This window comes from Microbulbifer sp. CnH-101-G, assembly GCF_052466775.1.
Map to the genome: position 1 here is coordinate 117,356 of NZ_CP174292.1, position 24,896 is coordinate 142,251.

Below are 24,896 nucleotides of genomic sequence, written 5' to 3' on the forward strand. Positions count from 1 at the left end.
GTTGAATTAACTTTTATCGTTATGAAACTTAGTGAGTCTCTACCAGTTTTAATTGCTCTTTAACTTCCTTGAGCAGTTCGGGATGGATTGCAGACGATTGTATGTGTTGAAGTGATAGACGATAACCAATATTAAACGCGTCCTCCTTGAGACTTTTTATATCGGGTTCGACTCCTTTGCCTTCCCAGTTACTTTTGGTTATTGGGTTTACTGCCTTGGCAATTGGAATTACCACTCCGAATCCGTCGTCTAGTTGGAAAAATTGCCAGGGATTCGCGCCTCCTTTGGTTGTTTCGCCAATAATGGTGGCTCGCTTGAGGTGCTTTAGGTAATAGGCAAAAGATTCTGCGGCGGAGAAGGTATCTTTACTGGTCAAAATAAATACTGGAGTATCGAGCATTCTTTTGCCCTTGATGGTTTCGAAAGTCCAGAATTCAGTAGTGCTATCCGTAGCTTTCCAGTAAATACTGTTTAAATGGGTCGGCTCGTCAAAGAGGTAGCTACTAATCAGACGACCCATATTGCCATCACCGCCTCCATTATTTCTCAGATCGAATATGAGGGCATCAGTGTTTTCAATTAAAGCCATAGCGGCTTCAACACGCTTTCGTGATGCATCATTGACTTGATCGAAGCCCCAAAAATCAATATACCCAACATTACCTTCAAGGACCTCTACGCGGTTAAATCCGGAATTTTTTCGGGCCAGTTTGGTGAACCAGTTTTCGTGTTTTGGTTGGCTTTGGGAGGTGTTTTGATCATACCACCGGACACCAAAATGCTTATCATGTTTCTCCAGTACTTTTGAAAGTACTTCGGCAACCCGTTTGGGAGTTCCCGCCTGTTTCATTGTCTCGGATTTCGAGGCTTTTTGTAAGCTTTCACGTATTGCGGGAATATTTTCCTGGAGTACATATTGTCTTGAAATCTCATGCGCAACTTTATTAATTAGAGTATTTTTTTCCTCTGTTGAAAAAGTTGTAGAGAAGCCGAGGCTTGGTAAAAGTAGTGGCAAAATGGCTAAGTGTTTTTTCATTTTTATTAACTCGTTTTTATTAGTCCTTTAGTGCCCGGGCTCAAGCCGTAGGTGGTTGTGTAGGTGGTTGTTATGAGTTGTCTGGGCTGTAACACTGGCGCTGTTCCGACAGTTTTATATGAACTATTACCTTATAGAAAATTTTATCGGGAATTTTTTTTTGTACTTTGGTATCAGTCATCTTGGGAAAACAGCTTGCCAGCATTGATAAGCTTTGGCTGGTAAAGCGGCACCTTAAACCGAGGCCAGGTTATCAAGCGGTGACGCTATCCTAGCGTGAATCTTAATGGCCCCATTGGATGATAGGGTCCTCAGAATAGCCTGACCTTATAGTCACATTGTTATCCCAGAGAGACTGGTCCCCATTTAGCTCCCCCGAATTCCCTAGAAATCTTGATGAGGTTCTTCCAAGCACCTTATTTTGGCCTTCTATAGGCAGGTTCACTGAAGGCAAGTGTCCACAGAATTTTCTGCGGTTATGACTATGGAAACTCCTGAGTAATGCGAAATACATGCCGATATATCGCCATAGATTACTTTGATGGTTGCTACCTTAGCGGGCATAAATGGCAGATAAATAGTGAAACACGTGACAGATTTTACCCCCCAATTCAGCTTGCAAAGTGAAGCTCTGAACTGTGAGGATTCCAACGTCTGGGCCGTCAGCGACCGGGCCCATGAGCTTGCCGATAAGGGGGAGGACGTTATTTTCCTCTGTGTGGGGGACCCCAATTTCGATACACCGGAGCCAATTCTGGATTTTGCTCGTGCTCGCTTGGGTGTAGGGCGCACGCATTACTCCCCCGCGGCCGGTGAGCCGGTGTTGCGCCGAGCCATTGCGGATATCGAGAGTAAGGTATCACCCCACCCCTGTAATCCCGATGATGTTGTGGTGTTTCCCGGCGGTACCAACGCTATCTATGCGGTGCTCTCCTGCCTGTTGAATCCAGGTGAGGAGATTGTGATCCCGGAGCCGATGTATATCGGATATGTCCCCATCTGCGATAGCCTCAGGTTGTCTGTGAAGCGTGTGACCTGCCCGGCGGAGCAGAATTTTGCTTTCGATGTAGAAGCCATTAAGGCGGCGGTCAGTGAAGAGACCCGCGTTGTGATGATCAATACTCCGGTCAATCCCACCGGTGCTATGGCAACCCCAGAGCAGTTGCGCGAACTCGCGGCTTTTTGCCGCGAGCGCGATATCTGGTTAGTGTGTGATGAAATGTACTCCATGATCACTTTCGCGCGCCGTCACACCTCCCTGCGTACCGCTGCCGAGTCTCTGGACAATATTGTGGTAATTGATGGCCTGTCCAAGTCTCATGCTATGAGTGGCTGGCGCCTGGGCTGGGCGGTAGCCCGTGGACCCTTAGTAAATCGACTTGCGGCATTCGCTGGGGCCACTATCTTCGGCTGCCCTCAGTTTATCCAGGAGGCAGCGGCATTCGCTTTGGAGTTCGATTCCTATTTCGTGAAACAGATGCGTGACGCCTATGAACGTCGCCGTAATTTGATTGTTGAACGAATTGGCAAGATTCCGGGGCTTGGCTGTTACAGCCCGGATGCGGGTATGTTTGTGATGGTTAATGTTTCTGAGGTAGCCAGCTCCGGTCAGGAATTCGCCGAGGCTCTTCTGGAGGCTGAGCGGGTATCGGTTTTGCCAGGGGCACCTTTTGGCGAGAGTGCGGTGAATCACGTGCGTTTGACGCTCGCAGCCGATGAGGCTGAGTTGTCACGCGCACTGGATAGAATCGAGCGATTCGTCACCTGCGCTAACCGCCAGGCTAGTTAACCCAGGTGGCGGTGGTCAGTTCCCGGGCACTGTCAATGGGGAGCTGGCTTTTTCATCTTCGGGGGCTGTAGTGTTTCAGCCTCCGGCGAATACCGCTATCCTTGCCTCCTTTCAGATTCAAAAGAAATCAGTTCCGTGAAAATTGACCGGCATAATTTGCGTATTTTGCAGGCTCTGCAAACCAACGCCCGTATTAGCAACCTGAATTTGAGTGAACAAATTGGCTTGTCGGAGAGCGCTTGCCTGGCTCGGGTGAAGCGCCTGACCAGTGAGCGCTATATCCGTGAGTTCCTCGCCGAGATCAACCTGGACAAGGTGCGCCACGCTGAGTTTTATGTGAATGTGGCCCTGAAGCGCCAGGATGCGCGCACCAGTGAAAATTTCCGGCGGATTATCAGTGATATCCCCCAGATCGTTTCCTGCGTGAAGATGTCCGGCGAGTTCGACTATATGCTGCGTTTTATTTGCCCTGATGCTGCGGACTTCAACCGGGTCTCTGAACAGCTGTTGGCAAATGAGGAGGCGGCCATCTCGCGCATGACTTCGCATTTGGTGATCGAGAAAACCAAGCCTTTTACCGGCTATCCCCTGGAGCTGCTCTTTCAGGACTAGCACCTGAATTGGCAGTGGAGAATGAAGTAAACCACTGCCGATTCCCCTGCCATGCAAAGGTGACTTCCACAGTAGCAATTACTGATGTGGAGCTCTAAAGAAGTAGTATTAGCTCTTTGTGGAGGCCTACTTCCACCAAGTCTTTTTCACCCTATAACCCCTTTCTCACTGTCTCTGCTTTTCCCTATGGCCTGGTTGGAATCATTGTTGGTTAATCGAGTGTGAGTGACCCCCATGCTGAGTAAAGATTGCGGAGAGTTACTCAATTAGCACCTTGAATATGACAATTTTATTGCGGTCAGTCTCGCGTTCTTGTACAAGCGTGTTAGTTGTAGCGTCTTCTGTTAGCAAGGAAGACTCAGTACAGGCTATCTGATGGATTTCCCTAGTGTTTTAGTCATTCACTGTGGAGTGCTCTTTCAAACAGACCCGGCTGCCAATGGGCTGAAAGCATTCAATGGAGGGGAATATAGTGGACTTACCTCCCTTTTCTGCCCATTTTGTGAAGTTGGTGGCTCAATTGGAAGAGTGGCGGCTGCAACCTCATATATACTTTAGACAGGCTTCTATGCAGCGACTGTGGTTGGAAAGGCTGCTATTCAGGGGCTGGTAATCATCGCCGGTGCAGGGGAGTGGCAGTTGAAATATTTAGGGCGAGTCTACCTGACTCTCAATCTGTTAATTTTTGCGTCTATAGGTCTCGGGGCCCTGTTTAACCCGGAGCCTTTTGCTGCGGCCGTCGGTTTTACCTTTTCCTCCCCTGCAGCGGTACCTGAATTTCTCGCAACTTATGCCGGCTTTATGTTGGCCATAGCCGTACTCCTGCTCGTAGCCCTGGCCATGCGCCCCCATCGTCGGGCGGCTTATGCTTCTCTTGCGATCTCCTATATTGGATTTGCGGCTGGCCGCCTCTTTGGCATGTTTGCCAGCAGTAGCTTTGATGAGCGCAATTTACTGTTCTTTGCCCTGGAAGTGGTTATGGTGCTGTGGGGGCTCTACTGTTATCGGGAATCCCGTTGGCTCCCCCTGCAACACGGGCATTAATCCAAACCTGCCAAATACTGAGTTGCCCCTTATTTCTGTTAACTAGTGACTTTCGTCGGTGAGCGGTTCTTACTTTTCGCGTTAATACTGAGAGAAGTCCGGTCTGTGCTCTAAGGCACTGGCCTGGTGTTTGCCGCATCATGTCACTGATGGATATGGGTAATGTCTCAATTCCAAAGTTTGGTGGAAGCTCTCGTTATCCTGGTTTCGCTCTGTGCCTGTGCGATTTGGCTGCGCAGTCGTGGGGTATTCTTGTGGCGGAGCAGAGGGTTTTTGGACGTCTGGCAACAGACTTTGCACTGCCTGCGGTGATTTTACACAGCCTAATTAAAGTCCCTTTTTCCTCACAGGCTCTTCTTCCAGCTCCCGCCCTATTTATTGTCAGTTTCGCAATCATGGTACCTGCCTGGATTGTGGGCAAATTGATGGGGCTGGGACGAAAGACCCTTGGCTCCATTGTTCTGGTTGCAGGTTTTGGCGGTTCTTCGACCCTAGGACTCTCGCTCATTCGCCGGGTTTTTCATGATGACCCTCTGGTAATGCGGGATAGTGTCCTCATTGGTGAATATGGTGCACTCCTGTCGGTATTCACTATCGGTGTTGCAGTGGCTATTTATTTCGGGCGGGATGAAGGTGAGCAGGCCAATGTCTGGCAGGCTTGTAAACCTTTTTTCGTGTCGCCTATTTTTATCACGATGGTTTTAGGCACGGTTATTTCCCTATTTGGCCTGCCTCAGGGGAATGTTACCGTGCAGCTGCTGGAGGATATATTACGGATTCCGGACAGTCCTTGATAGTGCTGGTGGCATTTAGTATCGGTCTGGCCCTGCGCCCTATCGCCGTGCGTCAACTGGCGGGCCTGATCCTGGTGGTCGTCCTGTTAAAGTTAGTGGCAGAGCCTATGGTGGCATGGGCTCTGGCAATGCCAATTAAGTTGCCACATATCGAGAGAGAACTATTGGTTTTGCAGGCGGCAATGCCCTCTGGGGCCATTGCCGCCGTACTGGCGAAGCGCTATGGATGTGATGGAGGAGTTGCTTCGGCTATGGTGGTCGCCACCTCCTTTATCAGCCTGATAACACTGCCGTTGACACTCTACTTTGAAAGCCAGTGATTTAAGTAAACCAGCTGATCAAGCGGTAATTTTCCCGGAGCCGCTATCACTGGGGCGCAGCTCCACTTTATCAGTTTCCATTGGTTGCCCGCCGTGTAGTTTGCCGTCTACAGCTTGACGAAATACTTCTTTGTAATCCTTAAATTCCGTGCCCATTAATCGGTCCCACCAGGTGAAGTAAAAACCGTAATTGCCCTGGAAGCGCTGGTGGTGCAGATCGTGATGGGTGGTGGTGGTCATGTTATCCAGAACACCGTCTACCCAGCCACGCGGGTGGAACTCCCGTCCTGTATGCAGCATGGCATTGCGGAAAATCATAATGAAAAGGAAGCTAAGCCAGATACTTGGGTGCAATGGGATTGTCAGAGCAATTAGTGGGGAAAAGAGCCCGTTAATAAAAATTTCACCCACGGAAAAGCTATAGGCTGTCCAGGGGGTAGGGGTTCGCGACATATGGTGTAGTTTGTGGAAGTGCTTAAACAGCTTCGGGTGATGCATTGCCCGGTGGGTCCAGTAGAAATAAGCGTCATGAAGCAAAATAACTACGGGCAGGCTCAGGATGCCCCACCACAGTGGGTAATCACTCCAATTCCAGTATAGCTTGGCGATCCCCATATCCTGGAGCAAATTTATGCTGATGCCGAACAGGGTAAAAATGCAGACAGTCAGCATGGAGTAGCTCACTTCCCGGCGCATATCCCCCCAGCTCGCTCGGCGCTTCTGGATGCGTCGCCGATTCATCCAGGCGCGAAACAGCCAGCTTGCACAGATACTCATTACAGATGCGGCCAATACATAGCGAAATAAGGTCAATTTAAAGTGGGTGGTTCCGTAATGAGCCACATCCGCGAGGAATTCCATATTTTTCACCATCCATTTCGTTGGCGCAGTCAGGAGGAGGCACTGGGTATCCAGAGTCTATTGGGATTCTAGGTGCTACTCGCATGGCTAGCTGGTGCACTAGTGTTCCCAGTCTGGAGAGATTTACTGATGGTGGCTTGCGGAAAGCGAAATAATGCTGACGAATTCCGAACCGCTGCCCATTCAGGCGGGTAGTTTTTCGCGGCGGTATTCAGTCGGGGTCTGGTTATGGCGGCGCTTAAAGGCGGCATTGAAAGGGCTGAGTGATCGGTAGCCGATATCCAGGGCGATGGTCAGCACTGGCAGATGCGCCTGTTCCGGGTCGGCCAGGCGGGCGCTGGCCTCATCGATGCGAAATTGATTGAGATATTCGTTGAAGTTGCGATAGCCCAAATGGCGGTTGATCAGGGTACGCAACAGGTGCTCACGAGTATGTAGCTGTTCCGCTAGTTCGCGAATAGTTAGTCCCGTGTGCCGATAGCCGCCACCTTGCATATGCGCTTGCAATTTAACCAGTTGCATCTGCTGCTGCTCATCCAGGGTTGGCACAGGTGTCGGAGGGGGGATTTCCTCTGTAAGGATATCCGTTGGTGGTCTTGGTAGAGAGTCGCCCAGGGCGCTGGGTGACAGTGCCAGTAGCCATAAACAGGCTGCCAGAGATAGTAAGCTGGCGAGTAGGGCATGCAGGGTTGGCACGCCATTGGGGACGGGGCGATAGGCAAACAGGGATTCGGCGCTAATGACGATCAGCATATAGGTACCTACAGCGATCAACAGTATGGCCCGTAGGCGGCGGCGTTCTTCCACCAAATCCGATTGAAACTGCCCCAGTAGGGTGAGCATGCCGAGGCCGATCAGGCCCAGGCGGGTGAATTGGGACAAGTTAAAAAAGACTTCCTCGGCACTGGTGCTTAGTGGGATTGGCGCGTGATTGGCGGCAATACTAAAGGTGATGGAGAGGCCGATAGGAGCCCAGCCCCAACGCGGGAAGGGTTCTTCCTCGCGACAGAGCAGGTGGGTGAACAACCAGAAGGCGGCGGGCACCAGGATCACCGGTAGGTGAATCAGCAGCGCCATTAACCCGGTAAGAGGGGGGAGCGTTGGCAACAGCAAATAGCAGATTACACCGATCAAAACCAATATCAGCCAGCGCCCTGCAGCGAGTCGCCGGTGATTGACGGAAACCTTGGTCGCAGCCAGTAATAGCAGTGCGCAGGCACCACCAGAAAAAAATAAATAGCCGGAGGTCACGGCCTATCTCCAGCGGCTGGCCCAGGCATCCAGGACCTTGCTGCTATAAGTGTGGCGGCCATAGCTGCCGTTGTAATAGGCGAGGGCGTTGGCCAGGTTACCTTTGGCCTTTTTGATGTAGTGTTTGAGAATGGTGCAGCCGTAGCGCAGATTGGTATCCATATCGATTAGGTTGTCATCGGGGCGGCCGATTTCTTTTTTCCAAAATGGCATTACCTGCATCATACCCTGAGCCCCTACTCGAGAGACCGCGTAGGGGTTAAAGGCACTTTCGATCTGGATTACCGCCAGAACAATTTCCGGGCGCAAACCCGCTCGGGTCGCCTCGCGATGCACTGCCTTTAGGACATGCATACGTCTTTTCGGGTCTTTGATATAGCGTGCCAGGGGCTGGGATTTTGACATCAGCCACACCTCCGCATCAAAGCGATCGGCAAAGCTGTCCGCCTGAGTGATGGCCTCGCGCAGGGCGAGCCGCAGCTCTGGATCAACTTGCTTGGTGTTGGCCTGGGATATCGCACTGCAACAGATCAGGCTGAGTCCCAGTGCAGTTATAGCTTTTCTTATCATGCAGGGAATTTTACGAGATCCAAGGAGATTGGGTAGCGCCTTTTATGGACCTTTTGCTCAAATCTGTGCAGGGAGGTGTGTCTGGATCGAATGGGGCTGTGAAATACCAACGAACTTAGCCTGCTACGTTGGTATTTCAGCGAGAGGGTTTTGAGATAGAGTAAAAATTACCTATCTCATAGCCAGATCAGCGCTTGCCAAACTTTTCCAGCAGTACTTCCTCCAGTTGGGATACCGCAAACTCCTGGCTTTCCGCATCGGCGCGGCCCTTGTATTCCACAATGCCTTTCTCCAGGCCGCGGTCGCCGATGACGATACGGTGGGGGATACCGATCAGCTCGATATCTGCAAGCATGCCGCCCAGGCGAGCCTTGGGTTCATCCATTAGCAGAACATCGACGCCTTTGCTGCGCAGGGATTCGTACAGGTGTTCACATTTTTCCCGCACCACATCGCTCTTGTGCATATTGATGGGCACAATTGCCAGCTGGAAGGGCGCTATGGCATCAGGCCAGATAATGCCGGAGTCGTCGTGGTTTTGCTCGATAGCAGCGGCGACAATACGGGATACACCAATGCCGTAACAGCCCATGGGCATAACCTGCTCCTTGCCGTTCTCATCGAGTACGGTGGCGTTCATGGCGCGGCTGTACTTGTCACCCAGTTGGAAAATATGGCCGACTTCGATTCCGCGTTTGATTTCCAGGGTGCCCTGGCCATCGGGGCTGGCGTCGCCGGCAACGACATTACGCAGGTCTTCAACGCGGCCGAGTTTCACGTCGCGGTCCCAGTTCACACCGGTGAAGTGGTAATCATCGCGGTTGGCGCCACAGATAAAGTCCGCCAGGTGCGCCGCGGCTCTGTCCACAATGGTTTCGACCTTTATGCCGACGGGGCCTAAAGAACCGATATTGCAGCCCAGTTCTTCGGCGATGCGCTGCTCTGGGGCGAATTGCAACGGGCTGGCGATGCCGGCCAGTTTTTCCGCTTTCAGCTCGTTCAGATCGTGGTCGCCGCGCAATACCAGCGCTACCAGCGGTGCGGTCTCACCTTCTTCGCACTCACCCAGCACGATCAGGGTTTTTACCGAGTGGGCCGGATCACTGTTTAGGAATTCGCTGACATCGGCAATGGTTTTTTGTCCGGGCGTGTGTACTTCCTGCATCCCCTGGCTGGGCGCTGCGCGCTCGCCAGTGGGGGCTACGGCTTCGGCCAGCTCGACATTGGCGGCGTAACGGGACTCGGTGGAAAAGGCGATATCGTCTTCACCGCTTTGTGCCAGGACGTGGAATTCATGGGAGCTGGAACCACCGATAGAGCCGGTATCCGCTAGCACGGGGCGGTAATCCAGACCAATACGGTCGAAGATGCGACAGTAGGCGCCGTGCATGATGTCGTAGGTTTCCTGCAGGGAATCCGCATCCACGTGGAAGGAGTAGGCATCCTTCATGGTGAACTCACGCGCGCGCATCACACCGAAGCGCGGACGAATTTCGTCGCGGAATTTAGTCTGTACCTGGTAGAAATTGGCCGGCAGCTGTTTATAGCTTTTGATCTCGTTGCGGATCAAATCGGTGATCACTTCCTCGTGGGTTGGGCCCAGGCAGAAATCGTTGTTGTGGCGATCCTGGATGCGCAGCAGTTCAGGGCCGTACTGCTGCCAGCGGCCGGATTCCTCCCAGAGTTCTGCCGGCTGCACCACCGGCATCAGCACTTCCAGGGAGCCGGCATTGTTCATTTCCTCGCGCACAATACGCTCTACTTTACGCAGTACGCGCAGGCCGGTGGGCAGCCAGGTGTAGAGGCCGGAGGAAAGGCGTCGGATCATACCCGCACGCAGCATCAGCTGGTGGCTGATTACTACCGCGTCGTTGGGCGTTTCTTTTTGGGTTGCGATGAGGTAACGGGATGCGCGCATAGGAATAAACTGGGTTCAATTATCGGTAAGCTGGTTATTTTACGCTATTCACCCGCTAATAAATATTGCTGGATAGCTTCCCATGTGGGCTCTGTTATTTGTGTGGAAGTGGCAGCCTGCTGATACAGGGAAGAAGGCGATTTAAAGACTTTGTAGCGGGTGCGATAAAGTGTGGGTCTATGGCCACCAGAAAATAGTGTTTGCGGCCTATAAAAAAACCCCGCAGTTGCGGGGTTTTGTGCCTGGGGCAGGAGAGTCTTAGGACTCTGCCATTTCCTTCAGCTTCTTCAGCGGGCGAATTTTTACCTGGATGCTGGCGGGCTTCGCCTTGAACACAGTTTCTTCACCGGTGAAGGGGTTGATGCCTTTGCGGGCTTTTTTAGCCGGCTTCTTCACAGTGGTGATTTTCATCAGGCCCGGCAGGGAGAACTCGCCTACAGCGCGCTTCTTGATGTGGCCTTCGATGATATCGCTCAGCTCGTCCAGAACAGACTGAACTTGCTTGCGGGACAGCTCAGTATTTTCCGCGATCTGGTTCAGCATCTGGGTTTTGGTGAACTTATCTTTGATCGCTTTTACTTTCTTGGCTGGAGCGGCAGCGGCTTTTTTTGCTGGAGCCTTCTTGGCGGCAGCGGTTTTGCTGGCAGCTTTCTTGGCGATTGCCATGGCTTACTTCCTTCTTTGTTGTTCGGTGTATATCCGGTAAAAATGTGTTCGGTCTCCCGCTGCGCTGCATCCACAAAACGGCGTCTCAGCGGGTGATGGGGGGAAGTATATATAGTTTTTGTTTGGCCGCACGGGAAAATACTAGAAAAATAGTGCTTTTTCCTTACTTCTTACCCAATTTGAGACCCCAAACCCCTTCTACAAAGGCTAAAAGGGTGTGCCTGCTTCTTCCCTTTGGGGGGCTCATGTATACTCTGTCCCCCTTTTTCCAGCATCGGGTACTAAGTCATGCCGATCTATGAATACCAGTGCAATGCCTGTGGCCACGAGATGGAGGCCCTGCAACGCATGAGCGATGATCCGCTCAAAGACTGTCCGGCCTGCGATAAGGCCGAGCTGCAAAAGAAGATTTCAGCAGCGGGATTCCGCCTCAAGGGCGGCGGCTGGTACGAGACTGACTTTAAGACCGGCAGCAAGAAAAATCTTGCCGGCGATGCCGCCAATGGCTCCAAGGCCAAAAATAGCCAGCCTGCAAAGGCGGCGAAGACGGCTTAAACCCGCTGTGCGGAGCCGCCAGTGCGGTGTACTCTCTATTTAACCTTTTTACCTATCGATAACGGGAATTTTCATCCATGCGCAGCGACTACTGTGGCGTCCTTCGTTCCGCGGACATAGACCGTGTAGTAACCCTCTGTGGCTGGGTCGACCGCCGCCGCGATCACGGCGGTGTAATCTTTATCGACCTACGCGACCGCGAGGGTATTGTTCAGGTGGTATTCGATCCGGATGCGGCCGAGCACTTCGAAATGGCCGATCGCGTGCGCAGCGAATATGTCCTCAAGGTGACCGGCCGTGTGCGCGCCCGCGCCCCCGAAGCCCTCAACCCGAATATGGTGACCGGCGAAATCGAGGTGTACGGCACCGAGCTGGAAATTCTCAATACTGCAGAGACAGTGCCTTTCCAGCTGGATGAGCACACTGCAGTGGGTGAGGACGTACGCCTCAAATACCGCTACCTGGATTTACGCCGCAATGAAATGCAGAACAACCTATATTTCCGTTCCAAGCTCACTACGGCGATTCGCAATTATCTGGACGAGCACGGTTTTCTCGATATCGAGACCCCGATCCTGACCCGTGCCACCCCAGAAGGTGCGCGCGATTATTTGGTACCGAGCCGCACCCACGAGGGCAAATTCTTCGCCCTGCCACAGTCTCCACAGCTGTTTAAGCAGTTGTTGATGGTGTCCGGTTTCGACCGCTACTACCAGATCGCCAAGTGTTTCCGCGATGAAGACCTGCGCGCCGACCGCCAGCCGGAATTCACCCAGATCGACATCGAGACCTCTTTCCTCGACGAGGAGGAGATCATGGCGATCACCGAGGGCATGGTGCGCAAGCTGTTTAAGGAATTGAAGGGGATTGAGCTGGGTGAATTCCCGCGCATGACCCACTACCAGGCCATGTTGCGTTACGGTTCCGACAAGCCGGACCTGCGTATTCCGCTGGAAATGGTAGAGATCAAGGACCTGATGACCGAAGTGGATTTCAAAGTATTCTCCGGTCCCGCCAACGACCCCAAGGGGCGGGTGGCAGCAATCAAGGTGCCGGGCGGTTGTAAGAAATTGACACGCAAGCAGCTGGATGACTACGGCAAATTTGTTGGCATCTATGGCGCCAAAGGCCTGGCCTATATCAAGGTCAACGATCGTTCCGATCTGCAGAATGGCCTCCAATCTCCCATCGTAAAATTCCTGCCGCTGGAAACTCGCGCAGCGATTCTCGATCGCCTGCAGGCGGAAAATGACGACGTCATCTTCTTTGGCTCCGATACCGCCAAGATTGTTTCCGAAGCCCTGGGTGCACTGCGTTGCAAGCTGGGTGAGGACCTCAATCTGTACACCAGCGAGTGGGCGCCTCTATGGGTCGTGGCCTTCCCGATGTTCGAGGAAAACGACGACGGCAGCCTTACCGCACTGCACCACCCATTCACCGCGCCTTCCTGCAGTCCTGAAGAACTGGAGCAGAACCCGCTGGGCGCATTGTCGCGGGCTTACGATATGGTGCTGAACGGTACCGAGTTGGGCGGCGGTTCTGTGCGTATTCACGATCAGGTGATGCAGCAAGCGGTATTCCGTATTCTCGGTATCGATGAAGAAGAGCAGCGCGAGAAGTTTGGCTTCCTGCTGGATGCCCTCAAATATGGTGCTCCGCCCCACGGTGGTTTGGCCTTTGGCCTGGATCGGCTGGTGATGCTGATGACCGGCAGCGATTCCATTCGCGATGTGATCGCCTTCCCCAAAACCCAGAGTGCCGCCTGTGTCATGACAGACGCTCCGGGTGCTGTGGATGCCAAGCAGCTGCGCGAGTTGAGTATTCGCCTACGCCAGAAAGAAGAAAAAATTAGCTAATTTTCCCCGATGGGCCGAGCGAAGCGAGCCCATCAAATCGTGGTGATGGGCATATCGCTTCGCTTATTGGCCCATTCCACGCACTGACTGAAGAGAGATGGAACATGGCCGGACATAGTAAATGGGCCAATATCAAGCACCGCAAAGCGGCTCAGGATGCCAAGCGGGGCAAGATTTTTACCAAGATTATTCGCGAACTGACCGTGGCCGCAAAGGCGGGCCCAAACCCGGACGATAACCCGACGTTGCGCGCCACTATCGATAAGGCCCTAGGCGCGAATATGAAGCGTGACACTATCGATAAAGCCATCGCCCGCGGTGCCGGTAATGCCGATGGCGATAACTATGAGGCCGTGGTTTACGAAGGTTACGGTGTCGGCGGTGTAGCGGTACTGGTGGAGTGCCTGACTGACAACCGCAATCGCACCGTGGCTGAAGTGCGCCACGCCTTCTCCAAGCGTGGGGGCAACCTGGGCACCGATGGTTCCGTAAGCTACCTGTTTACCCGTAAAGGCCAGATGTTCTACGACGTTGGCGTGGATGAAGAGTCCCTGATGGAGGCGGCCCTGGAAGCGGGTGCCGAGGATATCGAGACCAACGATGATGGCAGTGTGGAAGTGACCACCGAATTCCAGGATTACCTCACGGTGAAAGACGCCCTGGTAGCTGCGGGCTTCACCCCGGACAGCGCCGAAATCGCCATGATCCCGTCCACCACAATCCCGCTCGATAAAGAGGGCGCGGAGAAAGTGTTGGCTCTGATCGAGATGCTGGAAGATCTCGATGATGTACAAAATGTCTACACCAACGCGGATATTCCCGAAGAGGTGATGGAAGAGTTGGGCTAAGACCCAGCCGCGGCCGGGGCGGGCGCTGCTTGCCCCAGGCTTACCTTAACCCCCTTTCCAAATACCTACTTTTTCGGCTCAGCCTGCGATCTCCCTTGACGCTTTGCCTTCACCTTGGGACACTCCCACCACTATATAAACATACAGATATTTGGGGAACGCCTCTTGACCCGAATCCTGGGTATTGACCCCGGCTCGCGCAAAACGGGCTATGGAATTATTGATGTAGAACGGAGTGTTGCCCGCTATGTGGCCAGTGGGGTGATTCGTATTCCCGAGGGCCCTTTACCCGAACGCTTAAAACTCATTTTCGATGCGGTTACTCAGATCGCCCAGCAATACCAGCCGGCGCAGATGGCCATTGAAAACGTGTTTATGTCGAAGAGCGCGGGCTCAGCCCTGAAATTAGGGCAGGCGCGCGGAGCCGCCATAGTGGCCGGGGCGAATAGCGGCCTCGCAGTGGCCGAGTATGAGGCGCGCAAGGTCAAGCAGGCGGTGGTGGGCAGTGGTGCGGCCGACAAGCTGCAGGTACAGCACATGGTCAAAACCCTGCTGTCTTTGCCGGGGACTCCCCAGGAGGATGCTGCCGATGCGCTCGCCGTGGCCCTGTGCCATATGCACACGGAGCAGACCCTGCTATTTACCGCCGGTGGAGCGCGCAGTCGTTTTCGCCGCGGCCGCCTCAGCGTGTAGCGAACTCTACAAAATCCCGCTCCTCACGTCCTCACTGTGGGCAGCGATAGATAAACCTGGAATAACACCATGATTGGAAGATTGAGTGGCACCCTGGCCGCGGTTCAGCCCCCTATGTTGCTGATAGATGTGCAGGGTGTGGGCTACGAAGTACTCGCGCCCATGACCACGATTTTTGAATTGCCTCCACTTGGGCAGCCGGTCCAGGTGCATACGCACCTGGCAGTTTCAGAAACGGCCCAGCAGCTCTACGGCTTTATTCGCGATGCTGATCGCAAGCTGTTCCGCACTCTGATCAAAGTCAGTGGTGTGGGGCCCAAGATGGCCCTGGCGATTTTATCCGGCCTCGATGGTGCGGCCCTGGCGCGCTGTGTGGCGGAGGATAATGTTGCGGCCCTGGTTAAGGTGCCAGGTGTTGGAAAGAAGACCGCTGAGCGTTTGATTGTAGAGCTGCGCGATAAGTTGACCCCGGATTTCGGCGATGCCAACGATATCCCGTTGCTGGCTGCGGCTGCCGCACCGAAAGTAGACCATGCAGGCGAAGCGGAGAGCGCCCTGGTGGCTCTGGGTTACAAACCCACCGAAGCCAGCAAAATGGTAGCTCGCGCGGGTAAGGAACAGCCCGAAGCCGATAGTGCCGCCTTGATACGTCTGGCCTTAAAAGGCATGGCGCCCGCCTAAACCGAGTGGCTTGGAGTTGTTGCGATGATTGAAGCCGATCGTTTGGTCGCCCCCGAACCTGTGGGGCCCACGGGGCAGGAAGAGCAGTATGACCGCGCCGTGCGCCCCAAAGCCCTGGCCGACTATGTGGGCCAGCCGGTGGTGCGCGAGCAGATGGAGATTTTTATTCAGGCGGCCAAACTGCGCAAAGAGGCCCTGGATCATACTTTGGTATTCGGCCCCCCGGGCCTGGGCAAAACCACCCTGGCCAACATTATTGCCGCAGAGATGGGAGTGGCGATTAAGACCACTTCGGGGCCGGTACTGGAGAAGGCCGGTGATCTGGCTGCGTTGATGACCAACCTGGAGCCGGGGGATGTGCTGTTTATCGATGAAATCCATCGCCTCAGCCCCCATGTGGAGGAGGTCCTGTATCCGGCAATGGAAGATTACCAGCTGGATATTATGATCGGCGAGGGACCGGCGGCGCGCTCCATCAAGCTGGATCTGCCACCTTTTACTCTGGTGGGGGCCACCACCAGAGCGGGCCTGCTCACTTCGCCCCTGCGCGACCGCTTCGGCATAGTGCAACGGCTGGAATTCTACAACGTGCAAGATCTCACCAGTATCGTGCGCCGCTCCGCCAGACTGATGGGGGTGGAAATGGATGAAGGCGGCGCCTTACAGGTGGCGCGCCGCGCCCGCGGTACGCCGAGGATCGCCAACCGGTTGTTGCGCCGTGTGCGCGACTATGCGGAAGTAAAGGGCGATGGGGCAGTGGACTCAAACATTGCCGATGCCGCTTTGAATATGCTCAATGTGGATACAAAAGGCTTTGATTCCCTCGACCGGCGTATGCTGCTGGCGATGATCGAGAAGTTTGATGGCGGTCCAGTGGGGGTGGATAGCCTCGCCGCGGCTGTGAGCGAAGAGCGGGATACCCTGGAGGATGTGTTGGAGCCCTACCTGATTCAGCAGGGTTATATTGCCCGGACGCCCCGTGGGCGAGTGGTTACCGGGCTAGCTTACGAACACTTTGGTCTGCCCAAGCCGGATAAAATCAGCTGATGACCCAGCTCTCTATGCTGCTGAGCCGGGTGACTGTGGAAGTGAGGGAAATTCAATGAAGGAAGAGTTCGGTATTCCGGTAAGGGTTTATATCGAAGATACCGATGCGGCCGGCATCGTGTATTACGTGAATTATTTAAAGTATATGGAGCGCGCGCGCACAGAACTGCTGCGTTCCCTCGGGTATGATAAGCCGGCGATGCCGCAGGAAGGGCTGTTGCTGGTGGTACATTCCGCCGAGGTCCAATACCGCCGCTCAGCTTGCCTCGACGATGCATTGCGCGCTACTGCGGCGATTGGCAAACTGGGCCGTGCCGCCGTGACCTTTGAACAAAAAATTTGGCGCGGCGATGAGCTAATTTGCGAAGGTGTGGTCAAAGTGGCCTGTGTCGCTGACGACAACCGCAGGCCCTGTGCCCTGCCGGAACCCATTTATTCAGCATTAAAGGCAGTTATTTAAGAAGATGAACGCCGGTGAACAACTTTCTCTTTGGGGGCTAATCCAGAACGCCAGCCTATTAGTACAGCTCGTTATGCTGCTGCTGTTACTGGCTTCAGTGGTGTCCTGGGTCATGATTATCCAGCGCGGGCTCTACTTGTCCCAGGCCAAGCGCGCACTCAATAACTTTGAACGCCGCTTCTGGTCCGGCGCGGACCTAAACAAACTGTTCCGCGAAGGCAATGAGCGCGCCGAGAAAGGCAAGACCGACGGGGTTGAGTCTCTGTTTCGCGCCGGTTTTACCGAGTTTACCCGCCTGCGCCAGCAGGGCAGCAGTGGCCCGGAAGCGGTTATGGAAGGCACCGAGCGCGCCATGCGCGTAGCCATGTCGCGGGAGCAGGAAAAGGTAGAGATGAACCTGCCGTTCCTGGCGACGGTTGGTTCTGTTAGCCCCTATATCGGTCTGTTCGGTACCGTCTGGGGGATTATGAATTCCTTCCGCGGCCTCGCCACTATGCATCAGGCCACCATTGCCACGGTTGCCCCCGGTATCAGTGAGGCACTGGTGGCTACGGCGATGGGCTTGTTCGCGGCGATCCCCGCGGTGATGGCCTATAACCGCTACTCGGCTAAGGCGGAGTGGCTGTTGTCCAGCTACGAAACTTTCGCCGAGGAGTTTTCCTCTATTTTGCACCGCAAAGTGCACTCCGGCTGAGTAGTGAGTAGGCGAACCCTATGAGTGTGTTTCGCAAGGGAACCAAGAAAAAGCTGGTCTCCGAGATCAATGTGGTGCCATACATTGATGTGATGCTGGTGCTGCTAATTGTCTTCATGGTCACGGCACCATTGTTGATGCAGGGAGTCAAAGTGGACCTGCCAAACGCGCCCTCGGCGCCGATGGAGGACACCGATGAGGAGCCTCTGATTATTTCAGTGCGTGCCGATGGCACCTATTACCTAAATCTGGGTAGCGATGAGCAGGAGGCCAAGCCTCTCACTGAGATCAAGGAGACGGTGGCTAAGGTATTGCGGCAGAAGCCGAAAACTCCTGTACTGGTATGGGGCGATACTGAGGCCCGCTACGGTCTGATCGTCAATGCCATGACCGAGCTGCAGCAGGCCGGTGCGCCCAGTGTCGGTCTGGTGACAGAGCCACCGCAGGGGTAGGGTGCCGGTGAATAAAGGCTTTTACGTACTGGCGATAGTGATCAGCCTCCTGTTACACGGAGCGCTGATCACAGCTATGACCTTTGGTTGGGAAGCCAGCAGTATGCCTGAGCGCAAGCCGATGCCGAAGTTTGTGCAGGCCAAGCTGGTAACTATTGAGGCGGCGACACCAAAGAAGAAACTGCCCAAGAAAGTAGACAAAATTCAGCAGCGCGCCCAGCGCGAGGCTGAGCAGAAGCGCAAGGCCGAGGTGGAGCGCAAACGCCGCGCGGCCCTGGAGCAAAAGAAAAAGCAGGAAGCGGAGAAAAAACGCAAGGCCAAAGCCGAGGCCGATCGCAAGGCTAAGGAAGCAAAGGCCCGTCGCGAGAAGGAACGCAAAGAGAAAGAGCGTAAGGAAAAAGAACTCGAAGAACAGCTGGCCAAAGAGCGGGAGAGTTCTTTTAATGAAGCGCTAGAGGATGAGCAAGAGCTGCTTGATGCCAATGAGGGACAGCAGGCGGTGATGTCTGTGGCCCAGGCCATCCAGCAGCAAATTGAAGCGGTGTGGAGCCGCCCGCCGAGCGCCCGCAACGGTATGTTGACCAAGGTAAAAATAAATTTTGTCCCCACTGGCCGGGTGGTGGCAACTAATATCGTCGAGGGCAGCGGTAATGCGGCCCTGGATCGATCGGTACTCACCGCTATCCGCCGGGTGGAAGTTTTCCCGGAAGTGGCCAAGTTGGCCCGGGAAGAGCCGGTGATATTCGAGCGGGAAGTCCGCACCACAATTTTGAACTTTAAAGTCGAAGATCTGCGCCAATGATCAAGAGTTTACTGAAGACAGTCGCCATTATTGCAATCGCCTCGGTCAGCCTGGGGGCTCGCGCCCAGCTGGTGGTGGATATCACCAGCGGAATCGATGACCCCACCCCGATCGCGATCTCTCCATTCAGCTGGTCGGGCGGTGGTGTCCTTAGAGAAGATGTCTCCGGGATTATTTCCGCCGACCTGCGTCGCAGTGGCCTTTTTTCTCCGGTGCCCAAGGAGGACATGCTGTCCTTCCCTAAAACCCCGGAAGATGTGGTGTTCCGCGATTGGCGTATTCTCGGCACCGAATACATTGTTACTGGCCGTATAGAGCCCCAGGCCTCCGGCTATCTGCTGACTTTTGACCTGGTTAACGTATTCGGCCAGCACAAGATGTTCACCAAGCAGGTGCGCGGTGGCCAGACCCAGCTGCGCGATATCGCTCACCGCGCCGCAGATGAAATCTTCGAGGCCATTACCGGAATACGTGGCGCCTTCTCCACCGAAATGGTGTATGTGCAGGAGGAGAGTCGCGGGGGGAAACCCAGCTATGTGCTGATGCGCTCCGATATTGATGGGGCGCGCGCCAAGCAGATCCGCCGCTTCAGCGCGCCGGTGATGTCGCCCATGTGGTCGCCCAACGGCCAGGAGCTGGCTTACGTTTCCTTCGAGACCGGCCGCCCGGCGATTTTCCGCGAAAATCTGCGCAGCGGCGAGCGCAAACAGCTGACCAACTTCAAGGGCATCAACAGTTCACCGACCTGGTCTCCCGATGGAACCAAGTTGGCTATGGTGCTCTCCAAGGACGGCAACCCGGAGATCTATGTTCTGGACTTGGCGAGTGGCAAGTTCACCCGCATGACCAGACACTTCTCCATTGATACCGAGCCAAACTGGATGCCGGATGGTAAATCGCTGGTTTTCACCTCAGATAGGGGAGGGAAGCCACAAATTTATCAATTGACTCTTGCCACTGGCCAAGTCGACCGCTTAACCTTCGATGGCGACTACAATGCGCGGCCGCGAGTTTCTCCTGATGGGAAGACGTTGGTCATGGTACATCGCAACCGGGGAACCTTTACCATCGCCACGATGGATATTAACTCGGGCAGGATGCGTGTCCTTACGGAGACCACCCTGGACGAATCCCCCAGCATTGCCCCGAATGGAGCCATGCTGATGTACGCAACCAAGCGCGGAGACAAGGGCATTCTGGCTGCGGTATCGCTGGATGCCGGGGTGAAGTACAACTTACCCTCACAGAGAGGCGATGTCCGGGAACCGGCATGGTCGCCATACTTTGATTGAGGTGGGGGCCCAGCGCTCTGGGGCGTAGGGTATTTATAAGACCAACTTAAAAAAATCTTTCAGGATTTTCGATAACACTAAAAGCGGAGTAGCTTATGTTGAAATCAGTAAAAACGGGACTGGGACTGGCCTGTGTTTTGGCTGTAATGGCCGGTTGTAGCAATACTAACAGCGATAAAAGCAGCGGCGAGGAGTACACCCAGCCCGAGGTTGACACCCAGGTTGAAACCACTGTTGTCGATGAGAGTGAAACCATGGCTCCTCTGGAGAATGTAGTTTACTTCGACTTCGACCAATCCCTGCTGAAGCCGGAAACCCGTGAACTGCTGATCCGCCACGCTGACCGTATGCGCGGTAATACCTCTGCTGTTCGCCTCGAAGGCCATGCTGATGAGCTGGGCACCCGCGAGTACAACCTGGCTCTGGGTGAGCGTCGCGCCAATGCCGTACGCGACTTTTTGGTACTGCAGGGCGTAGATGCAGCTAACCTGGAAGTGATCAGCTACGGTGAAGAGCGTCCGGCTCAAATGGGCTCTAACGAAGCTGCCCGTGCGATGAACCGTCGCGTTGTTATTAACTAATCGTCAAAATGGATGCCAATGGCTTTTACGATTAGAAAACTGGCGATCGCCGCAGCCGTAATGGCTGCGGCATCGCCCGTCTTCTCCCAGGCCCCGATTGTCGACCTGTCTACAAGTAGCCAGGAACAGTCCCCCCTTTCTAGTGGCACAGGTGCCGAGGACATGTACCTCGCCCGCGCTACCACCTCCAGCCCGAAAGCAAAGACCAACCCCCAGGCCGAGGCCTACTACCAGATGCAGGTACTGCAGCAGGAAGTGCGCGAATTGCGCGGAACGGTTGAGGAGTTGCGTCACGAGCTCAAGCGTCTCAAGCAGCAGCGCACCGAGGATTACATGGATCTGGATCGGCGTATTGCGCGCCTGAGCGGCACCGAGCCCTCGGCACAGCCATCTGTCCAGCCTTCGGTACAACCACCTGTCAAAGGTGGTGGCGGCGCTTCTGTACGGGGAGGCTCTGCCATGCCGCCGAAGCCCCAGGGGCCAAAGGACGGCAAGAGTGAGCGCGACCGCTACCAGGCTAGTTTTGGTCTGGCCCGCAATGGCGATTACGGTGGTGCCAGCGCTGAATTCAAGAGCTTGCTGCAAGACTTTCCCAATGGTCAGTACGCCCCCAATGCCAATTATTGGCTGGGTGAGATAGCGCTGGTACAGGGGAATCTGGAGGAGGCCCGCGAATGGTTCGTGGCGCTGCTGGACGGCTACCCCAACTCCAATAAAGTATGGGACGGCCGCTATAAGCTGGGTACGGTTTACCACCAGCTGGGAGATCAGCAGAAAGCCCGTAACCTGCTGGAGCAGGTGGCGGGGAGTGATGCCCGCGCCTCGAACCTGGCTAAGAAGTATCTCCAGGAGAACTTCTAGCACAGAGCTAGGGCTGTAGCCCTGCTCTTCTGTTCTATAGTGAGCGTCGCTGGTTTTTTGATCAGAAAAAGCCTATGATCCCGCGCCCGGATGGCATGTGCCATCCGGGCGTTTTTGTGTCGGGTGTGTATGACCAATCTGTCTAAAGAATCACTCAGAATTAGTGAAATTTTCTACTCCCTCCAGGGGGAGGCGCGAGAAAGTGGCCTACCAACGGTGTTTGTTCGCCTGACCGGTTGCCCGCTGCGCTGTACCTATTGCGACTCGGAATACGCTTTTTATGGCGGTGAGCGCATGACCCTGGAGCAGATATTACTGCAGGTGCAGAGCCACCCCGCGCGTCATGTTTGCGTGACAGGAGGCGAGCCCCTGGCGCAACCCAATTGTCTACCTCTACTGGAAGCCCTCTGTGACGCCGGTTATTCGGTATCACTTGAGACCAGTGGCGCCATGCCGGTGGATCAGGTGGACCCTAGAGTTTCACGGGTTGTGGATCTGAAAACCCCGGCCTCTGGGGAGCAACACCGCAATCGCATGGAAAATATGCAGCTGCTCACCCGTGACGATCAGATCAAGTTTGTGATCTGTGATCGGGGGGATTACGAGTGGGCCAGATTTACCCTGGATCAGTATCGCTTACCGGAGCGAGTAGGAGAGGTGCTCTTCTCCCCCAGCTATGAGCAGTTGCCCGCGCGACAACTGGCGGAGTGGATTTTGGCCGATGGCTTGCCGGTGCGCATGCAGATGCAGCTGCACAAATTGCTGTGGGGAGATATCCCGGGTGTTTGATTGGCCCGGAGATTGTGAATAAAAACATTGAGGAAAAGATGACTGCAAAGAAAGCGGTAATTTTGCTGTCCGGTGGCCTCGACTCGGCCACGGTGCTCGCCATGGCGCGTGCAGAGGGTTACGAGTGTTATGCGCTGGGTTTCGATTATGGTCAGCGCCATGAAGCTGAATTGTTGGCAGCGAAGCGCGTCGCGGCCGATCTTGGTGCGGTAGAACACAAAGTCGTGAAACTCGATCTGCGTTCGATCGGCGGCTCAGCCCTGACCGATGACAGTATTGAGGTTCCAGAAGAGGAAACCAGCGGAATTCCGGTCACCTATGTGCCGGCTCGCAATACGGTATTTCTCTCTATTGCCCTGGGATGGGCCGAGGTTCTTGGAGCCCAGGATATTTTTGTTGGCGTCAACGCGGTGGACTATTCCGGCTATCCAGACTGCCGTCCGGAATATATCGAGGCCTATGAGAAAATGGCCAACCTCGCCACTCGCGCTGGGGTTGAAGGACACAAGCTCTCTGTAAGAGCGCCGCTGATGCAGATGAGCAAGGCGGATATCGTGCTTGAGGGAACCCGTCTTGGGGTTGATTACAGTTTGACGGTATCCTGTTACCAGGCGCGCCCCGATGGTGCGGCCTGCGGCCGCTGCGATAGCTGTCGGCTGCGTGCAGTGGGATTTGCCGATGCGGGCTTGGCGGACCCCACGGTGTATGCCAGCTGATTGTCAGTTGGTGTCATTTTCAAGGGGAATACCTAACTCCTTAAATTTGTTAGATTTTTTTTCGGGTTAGGTATTGTCTTTTCAGAATAGATCCGTAAGATACGCAGCTCCTCACATCGAGGCACGGAAAAGGGTCGTTAGCTCAGTTGGTAGAGCAGTTGGCTTTTAACCAATTGGTCGCTGGTTCGAGTCCAGCACGACCCACCATTTCCGCCGGGGATACTCACAGTAACCCCACAGCTTTTACAGATCTGCGAAAGAAGTAAAAGCATCCTGAGTTGGGACATGCCAAGTTCGCCCAACTTCCTAAGGGTCGTTAGCTCAGTTGGTAGAGCAGTTGGCTTTTAACCAATTGGTCGCTGGTTCGAATCCAGCACGACCCACCATTTCTCTACTGCTTTCCTCTTAATTGTATTTCTTCCCTGCAAGCATTGGCTTACTCACGCCTGAAAACTCTCTACTTGGCTGAGCGGTTAAGGCATTTATTTGTCTCTATAGAGAGCAGTTTCAGCGGCAAATGAAGTCGGCTGCCATCTCCCCCAAATATAAGCAACTGGTAAGGCCGGGCGACTCAATCCCAAAAAAGGCCACTAATTGCGGCCCTTGTGTTTCGCCCTTGTGGAGCACCTTGAAATCCTGGAGTGGGCCGCCCTTTGCTGCCAGTTTTGGACGAATACCGGCATAGTCCGGTCTCAGGCTTTCATTGGGAAGTTCGGGCCAGTAGAGACGAATACTTTTATAAAATTTTTCTCCTCGGTTTTTATCCACCCTGTACTCAATTTTATCTATCCACTCAACATCGGGTCCAAAGCGGGCATAGCCCTCCATGTCCAATGTGAGGTGGATGCCGAGACCGCCGGGCTCTGGCAGGGGATAGATCAGGTGGGAGAAAGGGGGTTTGTGGTCGAGAGAAAAATAATTCCCTTTTGCCAGAAATTGGCTTGGGACGGCCTGCCGAATACTTTCATCGTTGATGGTGCAGAGTAATCGGTGGCTGTGCAGTCCCGCGGCTACGATTAAATGATCTGCGGCAAGCTGATAACCGTCGCCCATGGTCAGCTGATAGTTTTCGCTTCCGCGCGATACTTTGTTCACTGCTGTATTCAATACAACCTGGCCGCCCTCTGCTTCCAGGGCGCCTTGTAAAGCCAGTAGAAAGGCGTGGCTATCGAAAATACCCGTAGTGGGTGAGTAAATTGCGCTATGGCAGTGCAGTTTTGCTTCTATCGCCTCGGCTTCTTTCCTGTTCAGTAGCCTCAACCTTCCCGCACCGTTCTTATCGCCTTGTGCCTTCAAGGCTTGGAGTTGTGCGAGTTGGGATTCGCTGGTGGCCAGGATTAATTTACCGATGGCTTTATGTGGCACGGCATGCTCATGGCAAAAGCGATAGAGTTTGGCTTTACCCAAGACACAGGCCCGGGCTTTTAAGCTGTTACTGGGATAATAGGTGCCGGCATGGATTACCTCGCTACTGCGGGCGCTTATCTCAGTGCCGATACTAGTGTGCTGTTCCAAAACCAGTACCCGCCGGCCTCTACTGGCCAGAGCGTAGGCGCAGGAGAGGCCGATAGCTCCGGCACCGATCACAACACTCTCTACCTTTTCCATTTAAGGGTCCGCCGATAAGGAAATAACTTTGGTTGCCTAAACGCGCAGTTTCTTGCTCAACTCTGAGCCCCTGGTTTGGTTGGGTGTGCACAGGGGTGAG

Annotated in this window: 27 protein-coding genes and 2 tRNA genes; 22 read left to right on the plus strand and 7 right to left on the minus strand. The window is 54.3% G+C overall.

Annotation, left to right across the window (positions count from 1 at the left end; all coding sequences use genetic code 11):
- Nucleotides 1-28: 28 nt before the first annotated feature.
- Nucleotides 29-1,036: a S41 family peptidase gene (locus tag ACJJID_RS00780; RefSeq protein WP_444921073.1), complete on the minus strand. Its 1,008-nt coding sequence runs from the start codon at nucleotides 1,034-1,036 to the stop codon at nucleotides 29-31.
- A 580-nt stretch (nucleotides 1,037-1,616) separates the two neighbouring features.
- Between ACJJID_RS00780 and ACJJID_RS00785 the strand changes: the two genes are divergently transcribed.
- The 5 genes from ACJJID_RS00785 (at nucleotide 1,617) to ACJJID_RS00805 (ending at nucleotide 5,595) form a co-directional block, all read left to right on the plus strand.
- Nucleotides 1,617-2,825: a pyridoxal phosphate-dependent aminotransferase gene (locus ACJJID_RS00785; protein WP_444921074.1), complete on the plus strand. Its 1,209-nt coding sequence runs from the start codon at nucleotides 1,617-1,619 to the stop codon at nucleotides 2,823-2,825.
- Nucleotides 2,826-2,960: 135 nt separating this feature from the next.
- Nucleotides 2,961-3,437, plus strand: a complete 477-nt coding sequence (locus ACJJID_RS00790; protein WP_226644702.1) for an Lrp/AsnC family transcriptional regulator — start codon at nucleotides 2,961-2,963, stop codon at nucleotides 3,435-3,437.
- A 579-nt stretch (nucleotides 3,438-4,016) separates the two neighbouring features.
- The gene (locus ACJJID_RS00795) at nucleotides 4,017-4,481 is read left to right on the plus strand and encodes a DUF4345 family protein (RefSeq protein ID WP_152451531.1); all 465 of its coding nucleotides are present in this window, start codon (nucleotides 4,017-4,019) and stop codon (nucleotides 4,479-4,481) included.
- Between the two features lie 140 nt (nucleotides 4,482-4,621).
- Nucleotides 4,622-5,275 (plus strand): AEC family transporter, encoded by a 654-nt coding sequence (locus tag ACJJID_RS00800; RefSeq protein WP_444921075.1) that lies wholly within the window; start codon nucleotides 4,622-4,624, stop codon nucleotides 5,273-5,275.
- Between the two features lie 2 nt (nucleotides 5,276-5,277).
- Nucleotides 5,278-5,595, plus strand: a complete 318-nt coding sequence (locus ACJJID_RS00805; protein WP_444921076.1) for an AEC family transporter — start codon at nucleotides 5,278-5,280, stop codon at nucleotides 5,593-5,595.
- An 18-nt stretch (nucleotides 5,596-5,613) separates the two neighbouring features.
- Here ACJJID_RS00805 and ACJJID_RS00810 read toward each other — a convergent pair whose 3' ends face one another.
- From ACJJID_RS00810 to ACJJID_RS00830, 5 genes are all read right to left on the minus strand, one after another.
- Complete coding sequence (locus ACJJID_RS00810; RefSeq protein ID WP_444921077.1) at nucleotides 5,614-6,456, minus strand: sterol desaturase family protein; 843 nt, start codon at nucleotides 6,454-6,456, stop codon at nucleotides 5,614-5,616.
- A gap of 183 nt (nucleotides 6,457-6,639) precedes the next feature.
- Nucleotides 6,640-7,707, minus strand: coding sequence for a helix-turn-helix transcriptional regulator (locus ACJJID_RS00815; protein WP_444921078.1), 1,068 nt, complete (start codon nucleotides 7,705-7,707; stop codon nucleotides 6,640-6,642).
- Between the two features lie 3 nt (nucleotides 7,708-7,710).
- Entirely contained in the window at nucleotides 7,711-8,277 is a 567-nt protein-coding gene (locus tag ACJJID_RS00820; RefSeq protein ID WP_444921079.1) for a lytic transglycosylase domain-containing protein, read from the minus strand.
- 187 nt (nucleotides 8,278-8,464) lie between these two features.
- On the minus strand, nucleotides 8,465-10,195 hold the full coding sequence (locus ACJJID_RS00825; protein WP_444921080.1) for a proline--tRNA ligase: 1,731 nt from the start codon (nucleotides 10,193-10,195) through the stop codon (nucleotides 8,465-8,467).
- Nucleotides 10,196-10,453: 258 nt separating this feature from the next.
- Nucleotides 10,454-10,861 (minus strand): HU family DNA-binding protein, encoded by a 408-nt coding sequence (locus tag ACJJID_RS00830; RefSeq protein ID WP_152451543.1) that lies wholly within the window; start codon nucleotides 10,859-10,861, stop codon nucleotides 10,454-10,456.
- Between the two features lie 288 nt (nucleotides 10,862-11,149).
- Between ACJJID_RS00830 and ACJJID_RS00835 the strand changes: the two genes are divergently transcribed.
- From ACJJID_RS00835 to ACJJID_RS00915, 17 genes are all read left to right on the plus strand, one after another.
- Nucleotides 11,150-11,416: an FmdB family zinc ribbon protein gene (locus ACJJID_RS00835; protein ID WP_444921081.1), complete on the plus strand. Its 267-nt coding sequence runs from the start codon at nucleotides 11,150-11,152 to the stop codon at nucleotides 11,414-11,416.
- A gap of 77 nt (nucleotides 11,417-11,493) precedes the next feature.
- Nucleotides 11,494-13,272: an aspartate--tRNA ligase gene (aspS, locus tag ACJJID_RS00840; RefSeq protein ID WP_444921082.1), complete on the plus strand. Its 1,779-nt coding sequence runs from the start codon at nucleotides 11,494-11,496 to the stop codon at nucleotides 13,270-13,272.
- A 104-nt stretch (nucleotides 13,273-13,376) separates the two neighbouring features.
- The gene (locus ACJJID_RS00845; protein WP_152451549.1) at nucleotides 13,377-14,120 is read left to right on the plus strand and encodes a YebC/PmpR family DNA-binding transcriptional regulator; all 744 of its coding nucleotides are present in this window, start codon (nucleotides 13,377-13,379) and stop codon (nucleotides 14,118-14,120) included.
- A 165-nt stretch (nucleotides 14,121-14,285) separates the two neighbouring features.
- The gene (gene ruvC / locus ACJJID_RS00850) at nucleotides 14,286-14,813 is read left to right on the plus strand and encodes a crossover junction endodeoxyribonuclease RuvC (protein WP_152451551.1); all 528 of its coding nucleotides are present in this window, start codon (nucleotides 14,286-14,288) and stop codon (nucleotides 14,811-14,813) included.
- A gap of 69 nt (nucleotides 14,814-14,882) precedes the next feature.
- On the plus strand, nucleotides 14,883-15,494 hold the full coding sequence (gene ruvA, locus ACJJID_RS00855) for a Holliday junction branch migration protein RuvA (RefSeq protein ID WP_444921083.1): 612 nt from the start codon (nucleotides 14,883-14,885) through the stop codon (nucleotides 15,492-15,494).
- Between the two features lie 24 nt (nucleotides 15,495-15,518).
- On the plus strand, nucleotides 15,519-16,541 hold the full coding sequence (ruvB, locus tag ACJJID_RS00860; RefSeq protein WP_444921084.1) for a Holliday junction branch migration DNA helicase RuvB: 1,023 nt from the start codon (nucleotides 15,519-15,521) through the stop codon (nucleotides 16,539-16,541).
- A gap of 55 nt (nucleotides 16,542-16,596) precedes the next feature.
- A complete protein-coding gene (gene ybgC, locus ACJJID_RS00865) occupies nucleotides 16,597-17,001 on the plus strand; it encodes a tol-pal system-associated acyl-CoA thioesterase (RefSeq protein ID WP_152451557.1) in 405 nt (134 codons plus the stop codon).
- Nucleotides 17,002-17,005: 4 nt separating this feature from the next.
- The gene (tolQ, locus tag ACJJID_RS00870; protein ID WP_152451559.1) at nucleotides 17,006-17,695 is read left to right on the plus strand and encodes a protein TolQ; all 690 of its coding nucleotides are present in this window, start codon (nucleotides 17,006-17,008) and stop codon (nucleotides 17,693-17,695) included.
- Between the two features lie 20 nt (nucleotides 17,696-17,715).
- Entirely contained in the window at nucleotides 17,716-18,147 is a 432-nt protein-coding gene (gene tolR, locus ACJJID_RS00875) for a protein TolR (RefSeq protein WP_152451561.1), read from the plus strand.
- A gap of 7 nt (nucleotides 18,148-18,154) precedes the next feature.
- On the plus strand, nucleotides 18,155-18,949 hold the full coding sequence (gene tolA, locus ACJJID_RS00880) for a cell envelope integrity protein TolA (protein WP_152451563.1): 795 nt from the start codon (nucleotides 18,155-18,157) through the stop codon (nucleotides 18,947-18,949).
- A complete protein-coding gene (gene tolB, locus ACJJID_RS00885; RefSeq protein WP_152451565.1) occupies nucleotides 18,946-20,241 on the plus strand; it encodes a Tol-Pal system beta propeller repeat protein TolB in 1,296 nt (431 codons plus the stop codon). Before tolA ends, tolB begins: the two co-directional genes overlap by 4 nt.
- Nucleotides 20,242-20,336: 95 nt before the next feature.
- Nucleotides 20,337-20,822 carry an OmpA family protein gene (locus tag ACJJID_RS00890; protein ID WP_152451567.1) on the plus strand — a complete coding sequence of 162 codons (486 nt, stop codon included), beginning with the start codon at nucleotides 20,337-20,339 and terminating at the stop codon, nucleotides 20,820-20,822.
- Nucleotides 20,823-20,840: 18 nt separating this feature from the next.
- Nucleotides 20,841-21,683: a YbgF trimerization domain-containing protein gene (locus ACJJID_RS00895; protein ID WP_444921085.1), complete on the plus strand. Its 843-nt coding sequence runs from the start codon at nucleotides 20,841-20,843 to the stop codon at nucleotides 21,681-21,683.
- 129 nt (nucleotides 21,684-21,812) lie between these two features.
- Complete coding sequence (gene queE / locus ACJJID_RS00900) at nucleotides 21,813-22,472, plus strand: 7-carboxy-7-deazaguanine synthase QueE (RefSeq protein WP_152451571.1); 660 nt, start codon at nucleotides 21,813-21,815, stop codon at nucleotides 22,470-22,472.
- 38 nt (nucleotides 22,473-22,510) lie between these two features.
- Nucleotides 22,511-23,188 carry a 7-cyano-7-deazaguanine synthase QueC gene (gene queC, locus ACJJID_RS00905; protein ID WP_152456091.1) on the plus strand — a complete coding sequence of 226 codons (678 nt, stop codon included), beginning with the start codon at nucleotides 22,511-22,513 and terminating at the stop codon, nucleotides 23,186-23,188.
- Nucleotides 23,189-23,319: 131 nt separating this feature from the next.
- Nucleotides 23,320-23,395, plus strand: a tRNA-Lys gene (locus ACJJID_RS00910).
- Nucleotides 23,396-23,498: 103 nt separating this feature from the next.
- Nucleotides 23,499-23,574, plus strand: a tRNA-Lys gene (locus ACJJID_RS00915).
- Nucleotides 23,575-23,695: 121 nt separating this feature from the next.
- Here ACJJID_RS00915 and ACJJID_RS00920 read toward each other — a convergent pair.
- Nucleotides 23,696-24,796, minus strand: coding sequence for an NAD(P)/FAD-dependent oxidoreductase (locus ACJJID_RS00920; RefSeq protein ID WP_444921086.1), 1,101 nt, complete (start codon nucleotides 24,794-24,796; stop codon nucleotides 23,696-23,698).
- Nucleotides 24,797-24,896 lie beyond the last annotated feature (100 nt).